The sequence below is a fragment of the Rivibacter subsaxonicus genome (assembly GCF_004217215.1).
GTDB classification, from domain to species: Bacteria; Pseudomonadota; Gammaproteobacteria; order Burkholderiales; family Burkholderiaceae_C; genus Rivibacter; species Rivibacter subsaxonicus.
Genome location: NZ_SHKP01000006.1, coordinates 651129 through 670952, shown reverse-complemented (window position 1 = coordinate 670952; position 19824 = coordinate 651129). Strand labels below are relative to the sequence as shown.

The following is a 19824-nucleotide window of genomic DNA, read 5'->3' as shown; positions in this document are numbered from 1 at the left end:
GATTGTCGTCGAGGGAAGTGAGGCTTGCACCTCAACCCGGTGCGCTGGCCGAGCCAGCGGTCGCGGAGCCGGGACGCTCAGCGCTTCGGCGCGACGAAGCCCGGCGGGAACAGCGTCTCGGCCTGCTTGTGCATCTGGTCCTGCATCTGCACGAACAGGTTCTTCGACTGGTCCAGGTAGCTCGTCATCAGGCCCTGCATCATCGGCGCCTGCACGTTCATGAACTGGGTCCAGACCTCGGGGCTGAAGCGGGCACCGCCGATTGCCGGCGACTGCTCGGCAAGCCGGCCCTGGATGTCGATGAAGGCCTGGATGTTCTTCTCCAGGTAGGAGCCCATCAGGCCCTGCATCGTGTGGCCGTAGAAGCGGATGATCTGGCCCAGCATCTGGGTCGTGAACATCGGCACCCCGCCCGATTCCTCCTCGAGGATGATCTGCAGCAGGATGCTGCGCGTGATGTCCTCGCCGGTCTTGGCATCGCGCACGACGAAGCGCTCGGTGCCGAGCACCATCTGCTTGACGTCGGCCAGCGTGATGTAGCCGCTGGTGCGTGTGTCGTAGAGGCGGCGGTTGGGGTACTTCTTGAGGATGCGCAACCCTTCCGACGCGGCAGCGTCGGCGGTCGGCTCATGGCCCTCGGCACTCTCGGCCTTGGCTGCGCGCGCGCGCCGGTCGGTCATCCTCGGATCTCCAGGGTGGGGTCCCGAGCATTCTAGGAGTCGGCTTTCGCACCCCGCCGAGGGGTTTTCCCGTCTGCGGCAACGCAGCACAAGCCCGGCCCGCCACCGCTCGGGTGGCAGCTCGCGTACGCGAGTTCAGGCGGCCTTGCTCAGCTGCTGCTCGAGTTCGGCACAACTCGGCGCGCACACCGGCTGCGACTTGCCGAGCAGCTTGCGCGTCTTGAGCATCGCGCGCGGGCGATGCTTGCCACACAGGAAGCAGGACATGGTGCCCGAGGAGTAGGTAGTGCCGACTCCGAAGGGCGACCCCGGCGCCTTGCTGCGGTAGCGCAGGCCGTCGGCGTCGACGGCCGTCTTGATCTGGTCTTTGCGTTTGGTCATCTGGGCAGCGGGCTTTCAGCACGAACGCGTCCGCGGCAGACAGATGCCACCAACAAGGCAGAAAGGAAAAAGGCCACTCCGGGGAGCGGCCTTCCTCTGCAATGTTGGTAGGCGCGATTGGATTCGAACCAACGACCCCCACCATGTCAAGGTGGTGCTCTAACCAACTGAGCTACGCGCCTGCGGAATCCGTAACTATAGCAGAAACGCGGCGGCCTTCGGCGCTCACCTGCGCCGCGCGCTGCGTACCCCGGGCACCTGGCGCACCGCGGCGAGCACCGTCGCCAGCCGCGCGACCGAACTCAGCTCGATCGTGAAGCTCATCCAGGCCAGGCCCTTGGCACTATGCGTCTGGACGCCGATGACGTTGGTCTTCTCCTTGGCGAAGGCCTCCGAGATGTCGCGCAGCAGGCCTTGCCGATCGTTGGACTCGACCATCACGTCGACCGGGTACAGCGCCACCTCGCCCTTGCGGTTGGCGGCCGCCGCGCCCCAGGTCACCGGGATCACCCGCTCGGGCTGGCGACCGGCCATCTGGCGAAACATCGAGCAGTCGGCGCGGTGCACGGCCACGCCCTTGCCGCGCGTGACATAGCCGCCGATCGCATCCGGCGGCGCCGGCTTGCAGCAGCGCGCCAGCGTGGTCAGCAGCGACTCGACGCCGACCACCAGCACGCCACCCTTGCCGCCCGTCGGTGCCTCGCTCGGCGCGCGCTGCAGACGCTGCGCCAGCTGCTCGTCGGCATCGGGCACCGGCTCGGCCGGCCGCAGCAGCTGCTCGATGGTGCGCAGCGAGAACTCGTCCTTGCCGACCACCTCGAACAGTGCGTCGGCTTGGCGAAAGCCGAGCCTGGACGCCAGCTCGTCGAGCTTGATCGCGGTCTTGCCCTCGCGCTGCAGCAGCTTCTCGACCGCCTCGCGGCCACGAGCGATGGTCTGCTGCTGCGCCAGCGCGTTGAACCAGGCGCGCACCTTGGTGCGGGCACGCGAGCTGCGGATGTAGCCAAGCTCGGCGTTGAGCCAGTCGAGCGAGGGGCCACCCTCCTTGAGCGCGGTGACCTCGACCGTCTGCCCGCTCTGCAACGGCGTGTTGAGCGGCACCATCGCGCCGTCGACGCGGGCGCCGCGGCAGCGATGGCCGAGGTCGGTGTGCAGCGTGTAGGCAAAGTCGACCGGCGTCGCGCCGGCCGGCAACTCGACGATCGCGCCCTGCGGCGTGAAGACGTAGATGCGGTCGTCGAACAGGCCCGAGCCACCGCTCGTGCCGCCAGCAGCTGCGTTGGCGTCGGCGCGCGCCGGCTCGGCCAGTTCGCGCTCCCAGGCCAGCAACTGGCGCAGCACGGTCCGGCGTGCCTCGGCCACCCGCTCCTCGAAGTTGCCGGCCGCGGTGACGCCGGCATAGCCCTTGGCGCCGGCCTCCTTGTAGGCCCAGTGCGCCGCCACGCCGCTCTCGGCATGCTCGTGCATCGCGCGGGTACGGATCTGGATCTCGATCGGCCGCTCGCGCTCGTCGAGCACCACCGTGTGCAGCGACTGGTAGCCGTTGGGCTTGGGCCGGGCGATGTAGTCGTCGAACTCCTCGGGCAGCGACTTCCACAGTTCGTGCACGGCCGACAGCGCGGCGTAGCAGTCGGGCACCGAGTCGACGATCACGCGCAGCGCGCGCACGTCGAGCACGCGCCCGAAGTCCAGCTGCTTGCCCTGCATCTTCTTCCAGATGCTGTAGAGGTGCTTCGGGCGCCCGTTGACCTCGGCCTTGAGCCCGGCCGCGCGCAGCGCCTGCGCCAGCCGCTCGCGCACCGCCTCGATGCCCTGCTCGCGCTCGACCCGCTTCTCGTCCAGCAACTTCGCGATCTGCTTGTAGGCCTCGGGCTGCAGGAAGCGAAAGCTCAGGTCCTCGAGCTCCCACTTCACGGGCCAGATGCCGAGCCGGTTGGCCAGCGGCGCAAAGACATCGGCCGACTCCTGCGCCAGCAGGCGCGGGCAGGGTTGCTTGGTGATCGCGTAGTGGCGCAGCGTCTGCAGCCGCGAGGCCAGGCGCAGCAGCACCACGCGCAGGTCGCGCGAGAAGGCCAGCAGCATCTTGCGCACGCGTTCGATCTGTTCGCTGCGCAGCGCCGCGTCGAAGCCCTCGTCGGCCAGCGTGTGGCGGGCGCTGCGCTGGATCTGCACCAGCTTCCTGGTGTGCGCCACCAGGCTCGCGTACTCGGCGCCGAAGGCCTTGGCGATCAGTTCCTCGGGCTGGGTCAGGAAATCGCCGGCGTAGACGAGGTACGCCGCCGCGCGCAGAGAGGGCGCGGCGCCGATGCCCTGCAGGATCGCGGCCGCACCGTCGGCGTGCGCCAGCGCGTCCTCGCCGGTGTCGAGTGGCGCGCCGGCTAGCAGCGGCGCGGCGAAGGCGCGCGCGCGGGCCACGACATCGTCGCCGGGTGTCGACTCGGCGACGCCGCCGGCGACCCAGACGATCGGCGCGGCGGCATCGGTGGCACCGGCCAGCAAGCCTGCCGTTTTCATGAGTGGCTCAGGCCGAGCGCCGGGCCGCCCCAAGCCGGCCTGCGCCCCCTCCGGGGGGCAGCGAACGCAGTGAGCGTGGGGGTCGTCACTTCAACCCTCGCCCTCGAGCAGGAACTCGCGCACCAGCGCCACCTGCTCGGGCGCCACCAGCGTCGGCGCGTGGCCGATGCCGGGCAGCTCGACCAGCCTCGCCTTCGGCCCGCGCCGCGTCATCTCGAGCGCGGTCTCGTGCGAGAGCAGGTCGGATTCGGCGCCGCGGATCAGCAGTGTCGGGCAGCGCAGCGCGTCGAAACGCTGCCACAGCATGGCCTCGCCCAGCGCAGCCATCTCGGGCGTGGTCGCGCCGAAGGGCACGGCGATGGCCGGGTCGTAGCGCGGCATCCAGCCCTCGCCCTGCGCGTCACTCACCCGCTTGAACTGCGGCCGGCTCAGCGCCAGCCATGTCTCGTCGGAGTGAGGCCCGAAGCCGGACGAGATGCTGCGCAGGTACTCGGCGCCCTCCTCCAGCGTCGCCCAGCGCTGCGGCAGGCCGAGATAGCTGCCTATGCGCTTCACCGCCTCGACCCGGATCGTCGGCCCGACGTCGTTGAGCACCAGGCGGCGCACCGGCGAGCGGCCCTCGCGATCGAGCAGGCTGGCGACGCCGAGGCCGATCAGCCCGCCCATCGAGGTGCCGACCCAGTCGACCTGCTGCGCGCCGCTGCGTGCCAGCAGCGTCACCATGTCGGCCGCGTAGCTCGGCACGATGTAGCCCATCGGGTCGGCCAGCCAGTCGGACTCGCCGCGGCCGGCAACGTCCGGGCAGAGCACGCGGTAGCGATCGCTCATCGCCAGCGCCAGCGTGTCGAAGTCGCGGCCCTGGCGCGTCAGCCCGTGCACGCAGACCAGCACGCGCGGATTGGCCGGATCGCCCCACTCGCGGTAGACCATGCGATGCAGGCCGCGGCTGTCGAGGCAACTGACGTGGTGGGTTCTGGGTGCGGTCATCAAAGCGTCCTTCATGTCCCGATAATCATCCTAACCAACCGCAACGGCCGCATCCGGCATATCCAAACAGGAGAAACGAATGAGTTCCTTGAAGGGCAAGACCGCACTCGTCACCGGCTCGACCAGCGGCATCGGCCTCGGCATCGCGCTCGAACTGGCCAAGCAAGGTGCGAACCTGGTGCTCAACGGCTTTGGCGATGCGAGCGCGCCGCAGGCCGAGGTGAGCGCAGCCGGTGCCGAGCTCGGCATCAAGGTCGGCTACCACGGCGCCGACATGAGCAAGCCCGAGCAGATCGAGGCGATGATGGCCTACGCCGCGGCCGAGTTCGGTGGTGTCGACATCCTCGTCAACAACGCCGGCATCCAGCATGTGGCCAACGTCGAGGACTTCCCGGCCGCCAAGTGGGACGCGATCATCGCGATCAACCTCAGCTCGGCCTTCCACACCACGCGGCTGGCGATCCCGGCGATGCGCCAGAAGAACTGGGGCCGCATCCTCAACATCGCCTCGGCCCACGGCCTGGTGGCCTCGGCCGGCAAGAGCGCCTACGTCGCCTCCAAGCACGGCATCGTCGGCTTCACCAAGGCGGTGGCGCTGGAGACCGCGACCAGCGGCATCACCGTCAACGCGATCTGCCCGGGCTGGGTGCTGACGCCGCTGGTGCAGAAGCAGATCGACGACCGCGCGACGCGCGAAGGCATCCCGGTGGCGCAGGCCGAGAAGGAGTTGCTGGGCGAGAAGCAGCCCTCGCTGCAGTTCACGACGCCGGCGCAACTGGGCGAACTGGCGGTGTTCCTCTGCTCCGCCGCCGCGGCCAACATCAAGGGCCAGGCCTGGGCGATGGACGGCGGCTGGACGGCTCAATAAGAGGCCGGAACCGGTCGCAGCGCGAACTCCGCGCCGCGACCCCGCTCCAAGCTGCATGCATCGCTGCCTTCTCGCCTTGCTTGCCGCGCTGGCCGGTAGCGGCGGATTGGCGCAGCAGCCGGATCCGCTCGGATCGGCCGGATGCGCCAAGGCGCTCGACGCGCTGCGAGCCGAGGAGGACCTGGCGCTGCTGCCGCCACCTGCCGGCACGAGTTCCGACGAATCTGCGCGACGCGCCGTCCGCGGTCGCATCACTGTCTTGCGCCGACAGGCCGCTGCGGTCTGCCTGGGCGGCCAGCCGGGCCCGCAGCCGCCATCGCCGCGCTTCGCCCAGCCACCGATCAGCGTCGTGCCTCCTGTCGTCGCCCCGCCGGTGCGATCGCCGGCCGCACCGGTCGGCCCGTTGAAGCCGTCGACGCGGCTCGGTCCGGCACCGACCATCGTGAGCTGCGACCCTCTCGGCTGCTGGGCCAGTGACGGCTCGCGCCTGCCGCGGGTTGGCCCCAGCCTGGTCGGGCCCAGCGGCCTGTGCAGCGCCCTGGGAACGTCGCTGAACTGCCCTTAGGGCGCCGGCGCCTCATTCGCGCAGACGAATCGACAGGCTCTGCGTGGCTCGGCCGATCAACCCGTCGGTGTCGTAGAGCGCCGATTCGGCAAGCCCGCAGCCGTCGGGGCCGAGATAGGTCCGCGCGTCCAGGCAGATCCACTCGCCGCGGGGTCGGCGCAGCAGGTTGATCGTCAGGTCCGAGTTCACGAACAGGTACTTCTTGAAGTCGAGGATCGCGCTGATGCCGTTGCCGGAGTCGGCCGCCACCACCACGCGCTGGTAGACGCTCGGCGCCTCGCCCTCGAGCAAGGCATGGCGCAACCGGAACCAGGTCGCGCAGGGGCCGTCGAAGAAGCGCCCGCGCGCGACACGGGTCTCGACCAGGTCGCCGTAGCCGACAAGACGCCGGCCGGAGAAGGGGATGCTGGCCGCCGGCGACGCATCCGGCCCTTGCGGCGCGGCCGGCAACGGGTGGCCCGGCAATGCATCGGGCAGCGGCACGGTGCTCTCGCGCTGGACCAGCGCGGTGAAGCGCGCCACCTCCTTGGCGCCGGCCACCAGGCGGGCCGAGTAGTGGCCCGCGTTGCGCCCCGCGTAGTCGACGGCCACCTCGACCGCCAGTTCGCCGATCGGCACCGGCCGCAACAGGTTGGCGGTGAGCCGCGAGACATGCGTGAGCCCGTGCTCCAGCGCCGCTCGCTCGATTGCGCGACAGACCAGCGCAATCGGCGGGCCGGCATGCTGGTGATCGGGATGCCAGGGGCCACGCGTCAGCTCGGTGGCCCGGTAGCGGCCCTCATCGCCCTCGGCGTAGGCACTGGCGGGTGGTGGTCCCTCGGTCTCGGTCATGCTGGCATCGGGCCGGCTCGCAGCCCGCCTTCGGGCAATGCGGAGGCCGAAGTCTAAGCAGCGGCAATGACCGCGTCGGGCCAGAGGGTCGAAGCCCGCAGGCTACTTCTGCAACTGCACGCTGCCGTTGACACTGGCCGTCACCAGGCCCTTGCCGGCCTCGATCGGCACTGCCGCCTCGGCGCTGGACATCATCGCGTCGGCGCGCATGCGGTACATCGGTCGCGGCGCCGGGCTGCCCTCGCCGCTCTGCACCGAAACCTCGCGCAGCGTGTAGCCGCTGAAGCCGAACTGGCGCGCCAGCTCGGTCGCGCGGGCACGGAACTTCTGGATCGCCTGCGCCGTGACCTCGGCCTCGTGCTTCTCGGCGAGCTCGCGCGACAGGCTCTGGCTGACGCCCACGATGTTCATCGTCGCGTTCAGCCTGCCGGCGGTCTGCGCCACGCGCTGCATGTCCTTGCCCTCGAGCACCAGTTCGGCCGAGCCTTGCCAGCCGTTGGTCTTGCCGTCCTTGCCGAAGCGCGGGTTGATCGAGAAGTTGCCGGTGCGCACCTCCATCGCACCCGGCGCGGCGGCCTTGCGGGCCTCGGCCAGCGCGGCGTCGAGCGTCTGCTTCAGGCCGGCCTGCACCGCGGCCGCATCGGGGCCCTCGCGCACCGCCTGCAGCGTGATCGACAGCAGATCCTTGGTAACCTCGAGGTTCGCGCTGGCGCCGAGGTTGAGCAGGTTGGCTGCTGTGGATGTAGGCAACGAGGGCTCGGCCGCCCGCGCCGCCGGCAGCCAGACGGCAGCGGCAAGCAGGGTGGCGATCAGGGCGTGGCGATGAAGCTGCATGCGAAAAACTCCTTGATGCACAGTGAGACAGACGGGAAGGACGCGGATCAGGTACGCAGGAAGTCGATGGCGTCGAAGCGACCGCGCACCACCGGCTCGGGGTCGACGCCCCACCAGCGCTGCGCCACCGTGGCGCAGACGCTGCGGAAGTCGGCGCCATGGTGCAGATTGCCGCTCGCGTCGAACTGGTCGAGGGCCGGCTGGCGGCCATGGACCCCGCCCTTCACGGCGCCGCCGAGCGCAAAGTGGGTGGCAGCGGTGCCGTGGTCGGTGCCGTTGCTCTGGTTCTGGCGCGCGCGCCGGCCGAACTCGGCATAGCTGAGCACCAGCGTGCGCTCCCAGGCGCCGGCCTCGACCAGCCCGCCCTGCAGCGCGGCCAGGCCTTCGGCCAGCTGGCGCAGCAGGTTGGCATGGAGGCTGGGCTGGTTCTGGTGGGTGTCGAAACTGCCATGAGTGAGGTGGAACACCGGCACCCCGCCCTTGCCGCGCTGGCCGGCGACGATCTGGCAGACCGCCTTGCAGGCCTGGCCAAAGGCGGTGGGCGGGAACTCGGTGGCGAGCGGCACCGGCGCACCGCGCAGCCCCTCGGCGGCCTGCGAGACATCGCCCTCGACGCGCAGGATGTGCTCGAGCGCCGCGTTGTTGCCGCGTGGCGCCACCGGCTTGAGCGAGCGCGCCTGGTTCACGAAGACCTCGGGCCGGGTCAGCGAGACCGCCTTGGCGCCGGCCAGCGCGCCCAGCCCGGCGCTGCCGACCGCGACGCCCTCGGTCGTGAAGCGGCCGGCGTCGCGCAGCCCGGCCTCCATCGCACGTGCGATCCAGCCCTCGTCGAGCACCTCGTCGGCGCGCGAGGCGGTGTCCCAGATCTCGATCGAGCGAAAGTGCGAGAGGTTCGGCTGCGGATAGCCCAGGCCGGCCAGCAACGCCATCTCGCGCTTCTGCCAGAGCGGCATCAGCGCCGCCAGCGCCGGATGCAGGCCCAGCGGCTGCGGGCCCCGGTCGAGCTTGAGCAGTTCGTCGGGGCGCAGGCCGATGCCCGGCCGCAGCTGCGCGTAGAGCGGGTCGGCGTAAGGCACGACCGTGTTGAGCGAGTCATTGCCGCCGCGCAGCTCGACCAGCACCAGCACGCGGTCGGCGGCGCCGCTGGCGCGCGGTGCCTGCGCCGCCGCCATGCCGGGCAGCCACAGGCCACCGAGGGCGGTGGCGGCCGCGGCTCCGAGCAGATCGCGTCGTTGCATCGTCATGGTTGCGCGTCCCCGATCACTTGAGCTGGTAGGCCGGATCGAGCGCTAGCGCCCGCAGCACGGCCAAGCCGGTGGTGCCGGCCGGCACCGGGTTGACCGCCGGCGCGGCGAGCAGCTCGGCCTCGATCGCGGCGCGCGCCGCGGGCGTGGGTTCGCGGTCGGGCCAGGCGCCGTGGCGCGCCAGCCAGGCCTCGGCATCGAAGCCGGCCGTCATGCGCTGGCCGGCAACCTGGTCGAGGCGGGCGATGAAGCGCTCGCGGCGCTTCATCGGCTCGTTCATGTCGGGTGCCATTTCGCGCATGCCCATGCGTTCGGGCGGCTCGGCGCCGACCAGCATCGGCGCCACGCCGTCGTCGCGCCCGCGCAGCAGACGCTCGGCAAAGCGGCGCCGCTCGAGCAGTTGGTTGGCGTCGATCCAGTCGGTGTAGCCGGGCCAGCCCTTGACGTTGGGCGGCATGAACAGGGCCTGTCCCATGCGCGTGCTCATCAGCGCGGCCGCCATGCCGTCGGGCTGGCGCACGCCGAACTGGCGGAAGCTGCCGACCACCAGTTCGACCGGCGACTTGATCAGCGCCGCCCGGTTGGCCTCGGCCCAGAAGGCCTCGCTCAGCAGCAGCTCGCGCAGGGCCGGCGCGATCTGCCAGCCCTGCCCCAGGCGACGCGCGACGCGCTCGAGCTCGGCCTGCTCGGCTGCGCCGGACGGCTCGGGCGAGACGAACTCGCGCCACAGCTTGGCCGCCACGAAGGGCGGCGCCGCCGGCTGCGCGAGCAGGATGTCGAGCACCGCATCGCCGTCGAAGCGGCCGCTGCGGCCAAGCACGGTCTTGACGCCGTGGTCATGCCGGCGCGGGCGGAAAGCCGCCTGCCAGTCGGCCCGGTCGACGGTCCAGCCGCTGAAGGCGCGCGCCGCCTCCTTGATGTCGCGCTCGCCGTAGTGCCCCTCGCCGAGCGTGAACAGCTCCATCACCTCGCGCGCGAAGTTCTCGTTCGGTGCGCGGTCGCGGTTGCTGGCGCCGTCGAGGTAGACCAGCATCGCGGGGTCGCGCGCGATGCCATGCAGCAGCGCGCCGAAGTCGCCCAGCGCCTCGCGACGCAACAGCCGGTGCTGAATCCACATGCCCTGCGGCTGGCGCACCTTCTGCTGCGAGGTGGCGAAGTGGTTGTGCCAGAACAGCGTCATGCGCTCGGCCAAGGGCGCCGGTGACAGCGTCATCTGCTGCAGCCACCAACCGCGCAGCTCGAAGATCTGCAGTTGCTGCTCGACCAGCGCGCGCTTGCGCTCCTCGTCGGACAGGCGGCCGAGCGTCGTGGCGATCGGCTCGCGGGTGAAGGCCGGCGGCGCCAGGCGCGGCTCGCCGCGGCGGCTTTCGGCACCGGCCTCGGCCAGCAGCCGGTCGACCGCCTGCGCCGGGCTCAGGCCAAGCAAGGGCCGCACTTCCCCCGGCGTCGGGGCGAAGCCGGTGCGCAGCAGCAGGTGGCGCGCGGCCGCCTCGTCGAGCACGACCGGCAGCGCGCACGCCCAGCCGGCTGCGAGCAGCAGCAGCAGCACGAGCCCCAGCACAGGCCGCATCAGCGGTGGCAGCAAGCGTGGCATCGGGTCTCCTCGGTGTTCTTTTCCTTGGCGTTGCGAACCACAACGCCGATGCTGAGTCTCAGGACGACCCGAGTTGGCGCCGCCACCGTAAAGCTGCGTAAATCCCCGCCCGCGAGTTGGAGGCAGCTCTCGGCAAGTGTTGTAACAACGGGTCAGATTCGGCCCAAAATGGGCTGGGGCGAGGGCCGCCGCTGCGTACCATCGCCTCTGTTACAAGTTTCGGAGCCGCCCATGAACGCAGAAGCCAAGACACGCGCCGACCGGATCGTCGTTGTCGACGACGATGCCCGCATTCGCGACCTGCTGCGACGCTACCTGACGCAGGAAGGATTCGAGGTCCTGCTGGCCGAGGACGCCAAGGCGCTCAACCGCCTGCTGACCCGCGAGACGCTCGACCTGATCGTGCTCGACCTGATGCTGCCCGGCGAAGACGGCCTGTCGATCTGTCGCCGCCTGCGCGCGGCCAATGACAGCACGCCGATCATCATGCTGACCGCCAAGGTGGAGGACGTCGACCGCATCGTCGGCCTCGAGGTCGGCGCCGACGACTACCTGCCCAAGCCCTTCAACCCGCGCGAGCTGCTGGCCCGCATCCATGCGGTGCTGCGCCGGCGTCCGACGCAGGAAGCCCCTGGCGCGCCGGCGCGCGAGCCGCAGACGGTCAGCTTCGGCCCCTTCGAGTTCGACCTCGCGCTGCGCCGCCTGAGCAAGGACGGCGAGCAGATGGCGCTGACCACCGGCGAGTTCTCGATGCTCAAGGCGCTGGTGCGCCACCCGCGCCAGCCGCTGAGCCGCGACAAGCTGGCGCAGCTGGCGCGTGGCCGCGAGTTCGAGCCCTTCGACCGCAGCCTCGACGTGCAGATCAGCCGCCTGCGCAAGATGCTCGAGCCCGACCCGGCCCAGCCGCGCTACATCCAGACTGTCTGGGGCGTGGGCTATGTGTTTGTGCCGGACGGCAACGGCTGAATGAATGATGGCCCCCACGCTCGTCGCTTCGCGCCGCGGCTGCCCCCCGCGGGGGCGCAGTCCGGCTTGGGGCGGCCCGGCGCCGGCCTGAACCTGCAGTAGGGGCGCGCAATGGCTGAAATGAGAATGCGCGCCCCGCAGCATCGGCCGTACGCGGCCGACTCTGCGGCAGGACCGCCGACCACGCCGAACCCGGCCAGCCACGCGCCAACGCAACCGGCGTCGCAAAGCCCGAGTTCGATCTCACCGACGACCACCTCGCCGCCGCCGAGCCAGGCCCGACGCAGCGCGCGCCGCGCCGCGATGGGCATCGAGCGCGAGCGCGAGCGGCGCAGTCCCTTTGCGCTGAGCCTGTTCTGGCGCACCTTCTTCCTGCTCGCGCTGCTGCTTGGCGGAGGCATCTTTGCCTGGCTGATCACGCTGCGCCAGCTCGAATTCGAGCCGCGCGCGGTACAGGCGGCACAGCAGATCGCGAGCCTGGTCAACGTCTCGCGCGAGGCACTGCGCTTTGCCGACCAGGTCAATCGCACCGCGCTCGTCAAGAGCATCGCCGACCAGGAGTCGGTCAAGCTGCTGCCGCGCGAGCCGAGCGACGTCTTCGAGGCCTTCGCCAGCGACCGCTTCTCGCGCCGCATCAGCGCCGAACTGCAGTCGCGCCTTGGCCCGGGCACGGTGGTCGCGCAAAGCGTCAACGGCGCGCGGGGGCTGTGGGTCGGCATCTCGATCGACAAGGACCAGGTCTGGCTGCAGGCCGACCCGCGCCGGCTCCAGGCCGAGGTCAACGACAGCACCTATTTCGTCTGGATCGGCATCGCGCTGGTCGCCACCCTGCTCGGCTCGGCCGGCGTCGCGGGGCTCATCAACCGCCCGCTGCAGCAGCTGAGTTTTGCCGCCAGCCGCATCCGCGACGGCGAGTTCGATTCGCGCCTGGACGAACGCACCGCGACGCGCGAGATCCGCGAGGTCAACATGGGCTTCAACCGCATGGCGCGCGAGCTGGCCAAGGTCGAGGAAGACCGCGCGGTGATGCTGGCTGGCATCAGCCATGACCTGCGCACACCCTTGGCTCGTTTGCGTCTCGAAGCCGAGATGAGCGTCGAGGACGACGACGCCAAGCGCAACATGGCCGCCGACATCGAGCAGCTCGACGCGATCATCGACAAGTTCATGGACTACGCGCGCCCCGGCGACGCGCAGTTGGTGGCGGTGCCGGTGAGCTGGCTGCTCGACCGCGAGATCGCCGCCTTCCGCGACCCCGAGCATCTGCGCATCGAGAGCCGCGTGGCGATCGACGTGCGGGTGATGGCCGACGAGACCGAACTCGGCCGCGTCTTCGCCAACCTGTTCGAGAACGCGCGCCGCTACGGCCGCGGCACCGACACCGGCATCGCCCGGGTGCAGATCGGCCATGTGCGCACCGGGCCATGGGTGATCCTGAGCGTGCGCGACCACGGGCCGGGCGTGGCGCCCGAGAAGCTGGCCCAGCTCACGACGCCCTTCTTCCGCGGCGACGCGGCGCGCACGGCCGCTACCGGCGCCGGCCTCGGGCTGGCGATCGTCGACAAGGCGGTGCAGCGCATGGGCGGCCAACTCGAACTGGCCAACGCTCCCGACGGCGGGCTGGTGGCGCACATCCGGCTCAAGAGCGCGGATGCGCCGGCGGCGCATCGTGCATGAACGATGAACCCTCGGTGCTGCGCACCGTCGGATGAACGATGAATCAAGCGAGCGGCGTCGAAGGCGCCGATTCATCGTTCATGCGTTGCCGCGCAGCGACGAGCGTCATCGTTCATTCTCGGCGCGCAACGGCACCAGCAACGCCACCGCCCTCGCCTCGATCGCCTCGCCGCGGCCGACCGGCCCCATCTTCTCGGCGGTCTTGGCCTTGACGTTGACCTGGGCCGAACTCACGCCGAGCGCCTGCGCGATGCGCTCGACCATCGCCGGAATGTGCGGCGCCATTTTCGGCGCCTGGGCAACGATGGTGCTGTCGATGTTGCCGATCTCGTAACCCGCGGCGCGCACGCGGCGCGCGGCCTCGGCCAGCAGCGCGTGCGAGTCCGCACCCTTGAAGGCGGCGTCGGTGTCGGGGAAATGGCGACCGATGTCGCCGAGTGCGGCGGCGCCGAGGATCGCGTCGGTGATCGCGTGCAGCAGTGCATCGGCGTCAGAGTGGCCGAGCAGGCCGTGGTTGTGCGGGATCGTCACGCCGCCAAGCACCAGCGGTCGCCCGCTGACCAGCGCGTGCGTGTCCCAGCCCTCGCCGATGCGTGGCAGCAGGATCGTCGGGTCAGCCATCGGAATTCCTTGTTGTCTCGAAGTACTCGTTGCGGCGCAGGCCCCACAGGCCGTGGGCGGCGAGCGGGCTCGCCGGATCGATGCGCGGATGGGTGAAGCGGCCCAGCGCCTGCAGGCCAATGCGCCGCATCACCGCCTGCGAGCGCAGGTTGGACAGCGCCGTGAAGCTGACCACGAGATCGAGGTCGAGCCGCTCGAAGGCCGTCGCCAGCGCCGCGCGCGCGGCCTCGGTGGCGTAGCCCTGGCCCCAGGCACCTGCCGCCAGGCGCCAGCCGATCTCCAGGGCCGGCCCGGCGCCGGCCGGCACGTCGATGCCGGGCGGCACGTCGGCCAGGCCGGCGAAGCCGATGAAGCGGCCGCTGCCGCGCTCCTCGAGCGCCCACAGGCCATGGCCGCGCTCGGCGATGCGGCGCTCGGCGCTGGCGGCGCGGGCATCGCTCTCCTCGCTGCTCAACAGCGCCGGGAAATGCTCCATCACGCGCGGGTCGGCGTTCATCGCGGCAAAGGGCGCGCGATCCTCGGCGCGCCACTGACGCAGCAGCAGGCGGGAAGTCTGCAGCTCGATGAGGTCCATCAGCCCGCCTGCGCGACGCGCCACAGCACGCCGGCCGGGTCGATCACTTCGGCGTCGCGCCGGCCCCAGGGTCGGTCGGCGGGCGGGTTGGCACGCGCGCCGAAGCGTTGGCCCAGATCCGACCAGTCGACTCCGGCCCACCAGGCGTCGAGGTCGTCGACGTCCATCAGCATCACGAAGTTCTCGCGATGCGCCGCCACGTCGAAGCGCTGCAGCAGGAAGGAAGCACCGCGCCAGCGCAGCAGTGCGAGGTCGGCATCGAGTCGGCGCGACTCGAAGCCGAGCGCCTCGTAGAAGGCGAGCGAGCGTTCGAGGTCCGGGGCCGGCACCATGGCCTTGATCTCGACGGTCGGGCTCGGCCGCAGCAGGCGCTCGGCGACCTCGAAATCGCCCGGCCAGGTCAGCTTGAGATTCTCGATCGAGCCGGGCACCAGCTTCGGCGAATGACCCAGCGCCTCGATCGCGCTGGCCTCGTCGGTGACGCTGGCGCCCGCGGCGGCCAACGCCGGCCGCAGCAGGCCGAGGCGGAACATCTGCGGCGTCTGCGCGGCCCATTTGCCGCGGCGGTCGACGGTGGCGCTCACGCGGCCATCGGTCTCGTCCTTGAGCGTGTCGGCGATCGGCAGCGCGAGCAGGCCGCCGACTTCGTCGTCCTCGCAGGCCGCGATCAGTCGCTCGACCCACTCCGACCGCAGCAGGCAGCGCGCCGCGTCGTGCACCAGCACCCAGTCGTGTGGCTGGGCACCGCGCGCCAGCAGCTCGGCCAGTCCGTTGGCCACGGTCTCGGCACGCGTCGCGCCGCCACAGCGCGCGATCCAGCCGCGCTCGCTGGCAAAACCCGGCACATGCTCTTCGAAGACCCGATCCTCGGGCGCCAGCACCACCAGCGTGGCCTCGATGCGAGGCACCTTCGAAAGCGCCTCGAGTGTGTGCGCCACCACCGCCCGACCCGCCAGCCGGTGATATTGCTTGGGGCCACCGACACCGGCCCGTTCGCCGACGCCGGCACAGGGCACCAGCGCATAGCAGCGAGGGGCGAATTCGGGGGAGGCTATGTGCATGTGGGTGCGATTCTAGAATTCATGCGTTCGCGCCCCTCCGCACACTGCGGCGGGGCGTCGCGCATTTGCGGTTCCATTCCATGCAGCTTCCTTCGATCGCCACCGGCAAGCGCTTCACACTGCCGCGCCCGCTGGCCAGCGCCGACGCCGCGCAGCTGGCCGCCTTTGCCCGCGCCAACGCCGCGCAGCGCAAGCTCACGGCGATCGTCTGCGCCGAGCCGGCCGACGCCCAGCGGCTGCAGGACGAACTCGGCTTCTTCGCGCCCGAACTCAGCCTCGCCCAGTTTCCGGACTGGGAAACGCTGCCCTACGACAACTTCAGCCCGCACCAGGACCTGATCTCGGAGCGCCTGGCCACGCTCTGGCGCATCCTGCAGAACCAGCGCAAGCACGAGCTCGACGTGGTGCTGGTGCCGGCCACCACCGCGCTGCTGCGGGTGGCGCCACCGAGTTTTCTGGCCGGCACCACCTTCCTGTTCAAGCAGAAGCAGAAGCTCGACGAGGCCGCACTCAAGGCCCAGCTCACGCTGGCCGGCTACCAGCATGTGAGCCAGGTCGTTTCTCCCGGCGAATACGCGGTGCGCGGCGGGCTGATCGACCTGTTCCCGATGGGATCGTCGGTGCCGTTCCGCGTCGACCTCTTCGACGACGAGGTCGATTCGATCCGTACCTTCGACCCCGACAGCCAGCGCAGCCTCTACCCGGTGCCCGAGGTGCGGCTGCTGCCGGGCCGCGAGTTCCCGATGGACGATGCGGCGCGCGGCGCCTTTCGTAAGCGCTGGCGCGAGCAGGTCGAGGGTGACCCGACCAAGGCCCGGCTCTACAAGGACATGGGCAACGGCGTCGCCGGGCCCGGCATCGAGTTCTACCTGCCGCTGTTCTTCGACGAGACGGCGACACTGTTCGACTACTTCGGATCGTCTGCCCAGGTCGCGCTGCACGGCGAGGTCGACGATTCGCTGAAGAAGTTCTGGGGCGAGACGCGCGAGCGCCATCGCTTCCTGCAGCATGACCCCGAGCGGCCGATCCTGGCGCCGGAGTCGATCTACCTGGCGCCCGAGGCCTTCTTCACGCGCTGCAACGAGCATGCGCAGCTCTCGTTGCGTGGCAGCGAGGCCATCGACTGGGCACGTCCGCTGCCGGACCTCAGCGTCGAGCGCGGCACGCCGGATCCGATGCGCAAGCTCGAACAGCATCTCGAACGCAGCACCAAGGCTGCCGATTCGAGGACTCGCGTGCTGCTGGTCGCCGAGAGCGAGGGCCGGCGCGAGAGCCTGCTCGAGCTGTTGCGAGAGCACCGCCTGGAGCCGCCAGCGGTCGAGTCGCTGGCCACCTTCCTGGCCAGCGACCACCGCTACGCCATCACGGTGGCGCCACTGTCGGCCGGCTTCTTCTGGATCGACCACCAGCTCCAGCTCGTCACCGAGACCGAGCTCTTCGACGCCGCGCCGACCCTGCGCCGGCGCAAGCGCCAGGAGCAGACCAGCGATGTCGATGCGCTGATCAAGGACCTCTCCGAGCTGCGCCCGGGCGATCCGGTGGTCCACATGAACCACGGCATCGGCCGCTATGTCGGGCTGATCAACATCGACCTCGGCGAGGGATCCAACGAGTTCCTGCACCTGGAGTACGCCGACAAGGCCACGCTCTACGTGCCGGTCTCGCAGCTGCAGCTGATCAGCCGCTATACCGGCGTCAGCGCCGAGGAGGCGCCGCTGCATCGCCTGGGCTCGCCGCAGTGGGAAAAAGCCAAGCGCAAGGCCGCCGAGCAGGTGCGCGACACCGCGGCCGAGCTGCTCGCCCTCTACGCCCGCCGCTCGGCGCGCGAGGGCTACGCCTTCCGTTTCTCTCCGCAGGACTACGAGGCCTTTGCCGCCAGCTTCGGCTTCGAGGAGACGCCGGACCAGCGCGCCGCGATCCATGCGGTGATCCAGGACATGGTGAGTCCCAAACCGATGGACCGGCTGGTCTGCGGCGACGTGGGCTTCGGCAAGACCGAGGTCGCGCTGCGCGCGGCCTTCGTCGCCGTCACCGGCGGCAAGCAGGTCGCCCTCCTCGCGCCGACCACCCTGCTCGCCGAGCAGCACTACCAGAACATCGCCGACCGCTTTGCCAAGTGGCCGGTCAAGGTGGCCGAGATGAGCCGCTTCAGGTCGGCCAAGGAGATCAAGGCCGCGCTGGCGGGTCTCGCCGACGGCACCATCGACATCGTGGTCGGCACCCACAAGCTGCTGAGCCAGGACACGAAGTTCGCCAACCTCGGCCTGCTCATCATCGACGAGGAGCACCGCTTCGGCGTGCGCCACAAGGAGCAGATGAAGGCGCTGCGGGCCGAGGTCGACGTGCTGACGCTGACCGCGACGCCGATCCCGCGCACGCTGGGCATGGCGCTCGAGGGACTGCGTGACCTCTCCGTGATCGCCACCGCGCCGCAGCGGCGCCTGGCGATCAAGACCTTCGTGCGCAGCGAGACCAACGGCACGATCCGCGAGGCGGTGCTGCGCGAGCTCAAGCGCGGCGGCCAAGTCTACTTTTTGCACAACGAGGTCGAGACCATCGAGAACCGGCTGCTCAAGCTGCAGGAGCTGATCCCCGAGGCACGCATCGCGATCGCCCACGGCCAGATGCCCGAGCGCCAGCTGGAACACGTGATGCGCGACTTCGTTGCGCAGCGCCACAACGTGCTGCTGTGCTCGACCATCATCGAGACCGGCATCGACGTGCCGACCGCGAACACCATCGTGATGAGCCGGGCCGACAAGTTCGGCCTGGCCCAGTTGCACCAGCTGCGCGGCCGCGTCGGCCGCAGTCACCACCAGGCCTACGCCTACCTGCTGGTGCCCGATGTCGAGGGCCTCTCCAAACAGGCCGCGCAGCGGCTCGACGCGATCCAGCAGATGGAGGAGCTCGGCTCCGGCTTCTACCTGGCGATGCACGACCTCGAGATCCGCGGCGCCGGCGAGGTGCTCGGCGAGCACCAGAGCGGCAACATGCAGGAGATCGGCTTCCAGCTCTACAACGAGATGCTGGCCGCCGCGGTGCGCGAGCTGCGCGCCGGCCGCGGCGCCGAGGTCAGCGACCTGCTCGGGCCGAACGGCATGCTCTTCGGCAGCAACACCGAGATCAACCTGCACGCGCCGGCGCTGCTGCCAGACGCCTATTGCGGCGACGTGCACGTGCGGCTCTCGCTCTACAAGCGCCTGGCCACGGCCGACAAGCTGGAGCGCATCGATACCCTGCTCGAGGAGATCGTCGATCGCTTCGGCAAACTGCCCACGCAGGCCCAGACGCTGTTCGACCTGCACCGGCTGCGGGTGCAGGCCCGGCCCTACGGCATCACGCGCATCGACGCCGGCCCGCAGCTGATGAGCATCAGCTTCCGGCCCAAGGCGCCGGTCGATCCGATGCGCATCATCGAACTGGTGCAGAAGAACCGCCACATCAAGCTGGCCGGCAACGACAAGCTGCGCATCGAGCGCGCGCTGTCCGAGCCCAAGGACCGGGCGCAGTTCGTACGGGATCTGCTGAGGTCACTCGGGCAGCCGGTGGGGGCGGTGGCGGCCTGAGTCGGCGGGGCGGCTGGGCTGCGGCGTCGAGGGCGACCGAGGCCACTTGGGGCCAAGGACTGCGTTCAGGCCCGGAGCATGGCGAGCGTCAGCCCTGTAGCCCGTCAGGTCAGCGCTGCGTCGCGGGGGGCATCCCTGGCGCGGCGCGTCGAAGCAAACGCGCTGGTACCCAGCCACCGCCACAGGTCTTGCGCATCGCGCTTCGCCCCATCCACGCGGATCTCGCGCGACTGCAAGGCCTGCTGGGGTGTGCGGTCGCCCGCCCATATCTCGGTCAAGGCTCGCACGGTCGAATCCACGACGAGCGTCAACTCGCGCCCCGGGTCATCACGGCAGAGGTCGGCCACGCCGTCCTCGACCACCAGCCACCATGAGCCCTCCCCGGCCCGAGCGTCCCGGAACTGGAAGTTGATGACGACGGGCCGGGTCGGGAATTCCGGGATGCAGGCGAAGCGCCGGACGTCCCACATCAGCAGGCCCGCATCCAGCTCGTCGTCGCGCAGGCGGCTGCCGATCCAGCGCGCGCCCCAATGGCCGAGCGCCATGACGATGGGCCGCAGTTCCTCGCCAGCCGCCGTGAGGCCGTACTCCCAGACCTTGCCGGCGGCGACGCGCCGCACGATGCCGAACTCCTCGAGACGCTGGAGCCGCTGTGCCAGCAGGCTGGTGGACATGCGCGGCACGCCGCGGCGCAGGTCGTTGAAGCGCTTGCTGCCGCAAAGCAGCTCGCGCACCACCAGCGGCGTCCAGCGCTCGCACAGCACCTCGGCCCCTCTTGCGACGGTGCAGAACTGGCCGTAGGTGTTTTCCATTGCCTCGCCTTCCAAGCGCAAACGCTTCAGATTCTGGACTGGCCTCGGT

At 70.3% G+C, this 19824-nt stretch carries 17 protein-coding genes and 1 tRNA gene; 5 read left to right on the top strand and 13 right to left on the bottom strand.

The window, feature by feature from the left end; genetic code table 11:
- Positions 1-77 precede the first annotated feature (77 nt).
- The 5 genes from phaR to EV670_RS13065 form a co-directional block, all read right to left on the bottom strand.
- On the bottom strand, positions 78-680 hold the full coding sequence (gene phaR / locus EV670_RS13085; protein WP_130432727.1) for a polyhydroxyalkanoate synthesis repressor PhaR: 603 nt from the start codon (positions 678-680) through the stop codon (positions 78-80).
- Positions 681-815: 135 nt separating this feature from the next.
- A complete protein-coding gene (locus EV670_RS13080) occupies positions 816-1061 on the bottom strand; it encodes a hypothetical protein (RefSeq protein WP_130432725.1) in 246 nt (81 codons plus the stop codon).
- 105 nt (positions 1062-1166) lie between these two features.
- Positions 1167-1243 (bottom strand) — tRNA-Val (locus EV670_RS13075).
- Positions 1244-1286: 43 nt separating this feature from the next.
- Positions 1287-3575: a RelA/SpoT family protein gene (locus EV670_RS13070; RefSeq protein ID WP_130432723.1), complete on the bottom strand. Its 2289-nt coding sequence runs from the start codon at positions 3573-3575 to the stop codon at positions 1287-1289.
- Positions 3576-3665: 90 nt separating this feature from the next.
- On the bottom strand, positions 3666-4562 hold the full coding sequence (locus EV670_RS13065; protein WP_207225061.1) for an alpha/beta fold hydrolase: 897 nt from the start codon (positions 4560-4562) through the stop codon (positions 3666-3668).
- Between the two features lie 79 nt (positions 4563-4641).
- Between EV670_RS13065 and EV670_RS13060 the strand changes: the two genes are divergently transcribed.
- Both EV670_RS13060 and EV670_RS13055 read left to right on the top strand, forming a co-directional pair.
- Complete coding sequence (locus EV670_RS13060) at positions 4642-5430, top strand: 3-hydroxybutyrate dehydrogenase (protein WP_130432721.1); 789 nt, start codon at positions 4642-4644, stop codon at positions 5428-5430.
- Positions 5431-5506: 76 nt separating this feature from the next.
- Positions 5507-5995, top strand: a complete 489-nt coding sequence (locus tag EV670_RS13055) for a hypothetical protein (protein ID WP_130432719.1) — start codon at positions 5507-5509, stop codon at positions 5993-5995.
- A gap of 12 nt (positions 5996-6007) precedes the next feature.
- On the opposite strand, the gene EV670_RS13050 is transcribed toward EV670_RS13055, so the two are convergent.
- The 4 genes from EV670_RS13050 to EV670_RS13035 all read right to left on the bottom strand — a co-directional run bounded on the left by EV670_RS13050 (position 6008) and on the right by EV670_RS13035 (position 10498).
- A complete protein-coding gene (locus EV670_RS13050; protein ID WP_130432717.1) occupies positions 6008-6826 on the bottom strand; it encodes a thioesterase family protein in 819 nt (272 codons plus the stop codon).
- A gap of 102 nt (positions 6827-6928) precedes the next feature.
- Positions 6929-7660, bottom strand: a complete 732-nt coding sequence (locus EV670_RS13045; protein WP_130432715.1) for an SIMPL domain-containing protein — start codon at positions 7658-7660, stop codon at positions 6929-6931.
- A 47-nt stretch (positions 7661-7707) separates the two neighbouring features.
- Entirely contained in the window at positions 7708-8898 is a 1191-nt protein-coding gene (locus tag EV670_RS13040; protein ID WP_130432872.1) for a DUF1501 domain-containing protein, read from the bottom strand.
- 22 nt (positions 8899-8920) lie between these two features.
- Positions 8921-10498, bottom strand: coding sequence for a DUF1800 domain-containing protein (locus EV670_RS13035; protein WP_242616943.1), 1578 nt, complete (start codon positions 10496-10498; stop codon positions 8921-8923).
- Between the two features lie 231 nt (positions 10499-10729).
- Between EV670_RS13035 and ompR the strand changes: the two genes are divergently transcribed.
- Positions 10730-11464 (top strand): osmolarity response regulator transcription factor OmpR, encoded by a 735-nt coding sequence (gene ompR, locus EV670_RS13030; RefSeq protein ID WP_130432713.1) that lies wholly within the window; start codon positions 10730-10732, stop codon positions 11462-11464.
- A 303-nt stretch (positions 11465-11767) separates the two neighbouring features.
- The gene (locus tag EV670_RS13025) at positions 11768-13141 is read left to right on the top strand and encodes a sensor histidine kinase (protein WP_130432870.1); all 1374 of its coding nucleotides are present in this window, start codon (positions 11768-11770) and stop codon (positions 13139-13141) included.
- Between the two features lie 105 nt (positions 13142-13246).
- Here EV670_RS13025 and ispF read toward each other — a convergent pair whose 3' ends face one another.
- The 3 genes from ispF to ispD are packed head-to-tail and all read right to left on the bottom strand — an operon-like array spanning position 13247 to position 15397.
- Positions 13247-13762 (bottom strand): 2-C-methyl-D-erythritol 2,4-cyclodiphosphate synthase, encoded by a 516-nt coding sequence (ispF, locus tag EV670_RS13020; RefSeq protein WP_278044421.1) that lies wholly within the window; start codon positions 13760-13762, stop codon positions 13247-13249.
- On the bottom strand, positions 13755-14336 hold the full coding sequence (locus EV670_RS13015) for a GNAT family N-acetyltransferase (RefSeq protein WP_207225060.1): 582 nt from the start codon (positions 14334-14336) through the stop codon (positions 13755-13757). The genes ispF and EV670_RS13015 overlap by 8 nt, the downstream gene beginning before the upstream one ends.
- Entirely contained in the window at positions 14336-15397 is a 1062-nt protein-coding gene (ispD, locus tag EV670_RS13010; RefSeq protein WP_130432711.1) for a 2-C-methyl-D-erythritol 4-phosphate cytidylyltransferase, read from the bottom strand. The genes EV670_RS13015 and ispD overlap by 1 nt, the downstream gene beginning before the upstream one ends.
- A gap of 80 nt (positions 15398-15477) precedes the next feature.
- On the opposite strand from ispD, the gene mfd reads away from it, so the two are divergent.
- Positions 15478-18963 carry a transcription-repair coupling factor gene (gene mfd / locus EV670_RS13005; protein ID WP_130432709.1) on the top strand — a complete coding sequence of 1162 codons (3486 nt, stop codon included), beginning with the start codon at positions 15478-15480 and terminating at the stop codon, positions 18961-18963.
- A 104-nt stretch (positions 18964-19067) separates the two neighbouring features.
- Here mfd and EV670_RS13000 read toward each other — a convergent pair whose 3' ends face one another.
- Positions 19068-19775 carry a winged helix-turn-helix transcriptional regulator gene (locus EV670_RS13000; RefSeq protein WP_130432707.1) on the bottom strand — a complete coding sequence of 236 codons (708 nt, stop codon included), beginning with the start codon at positions 19773-19775 and terminating at the stop codon, positions 19068-19070.
- Positions 19776-19824 lie beyond the last annotated feature (49 nt).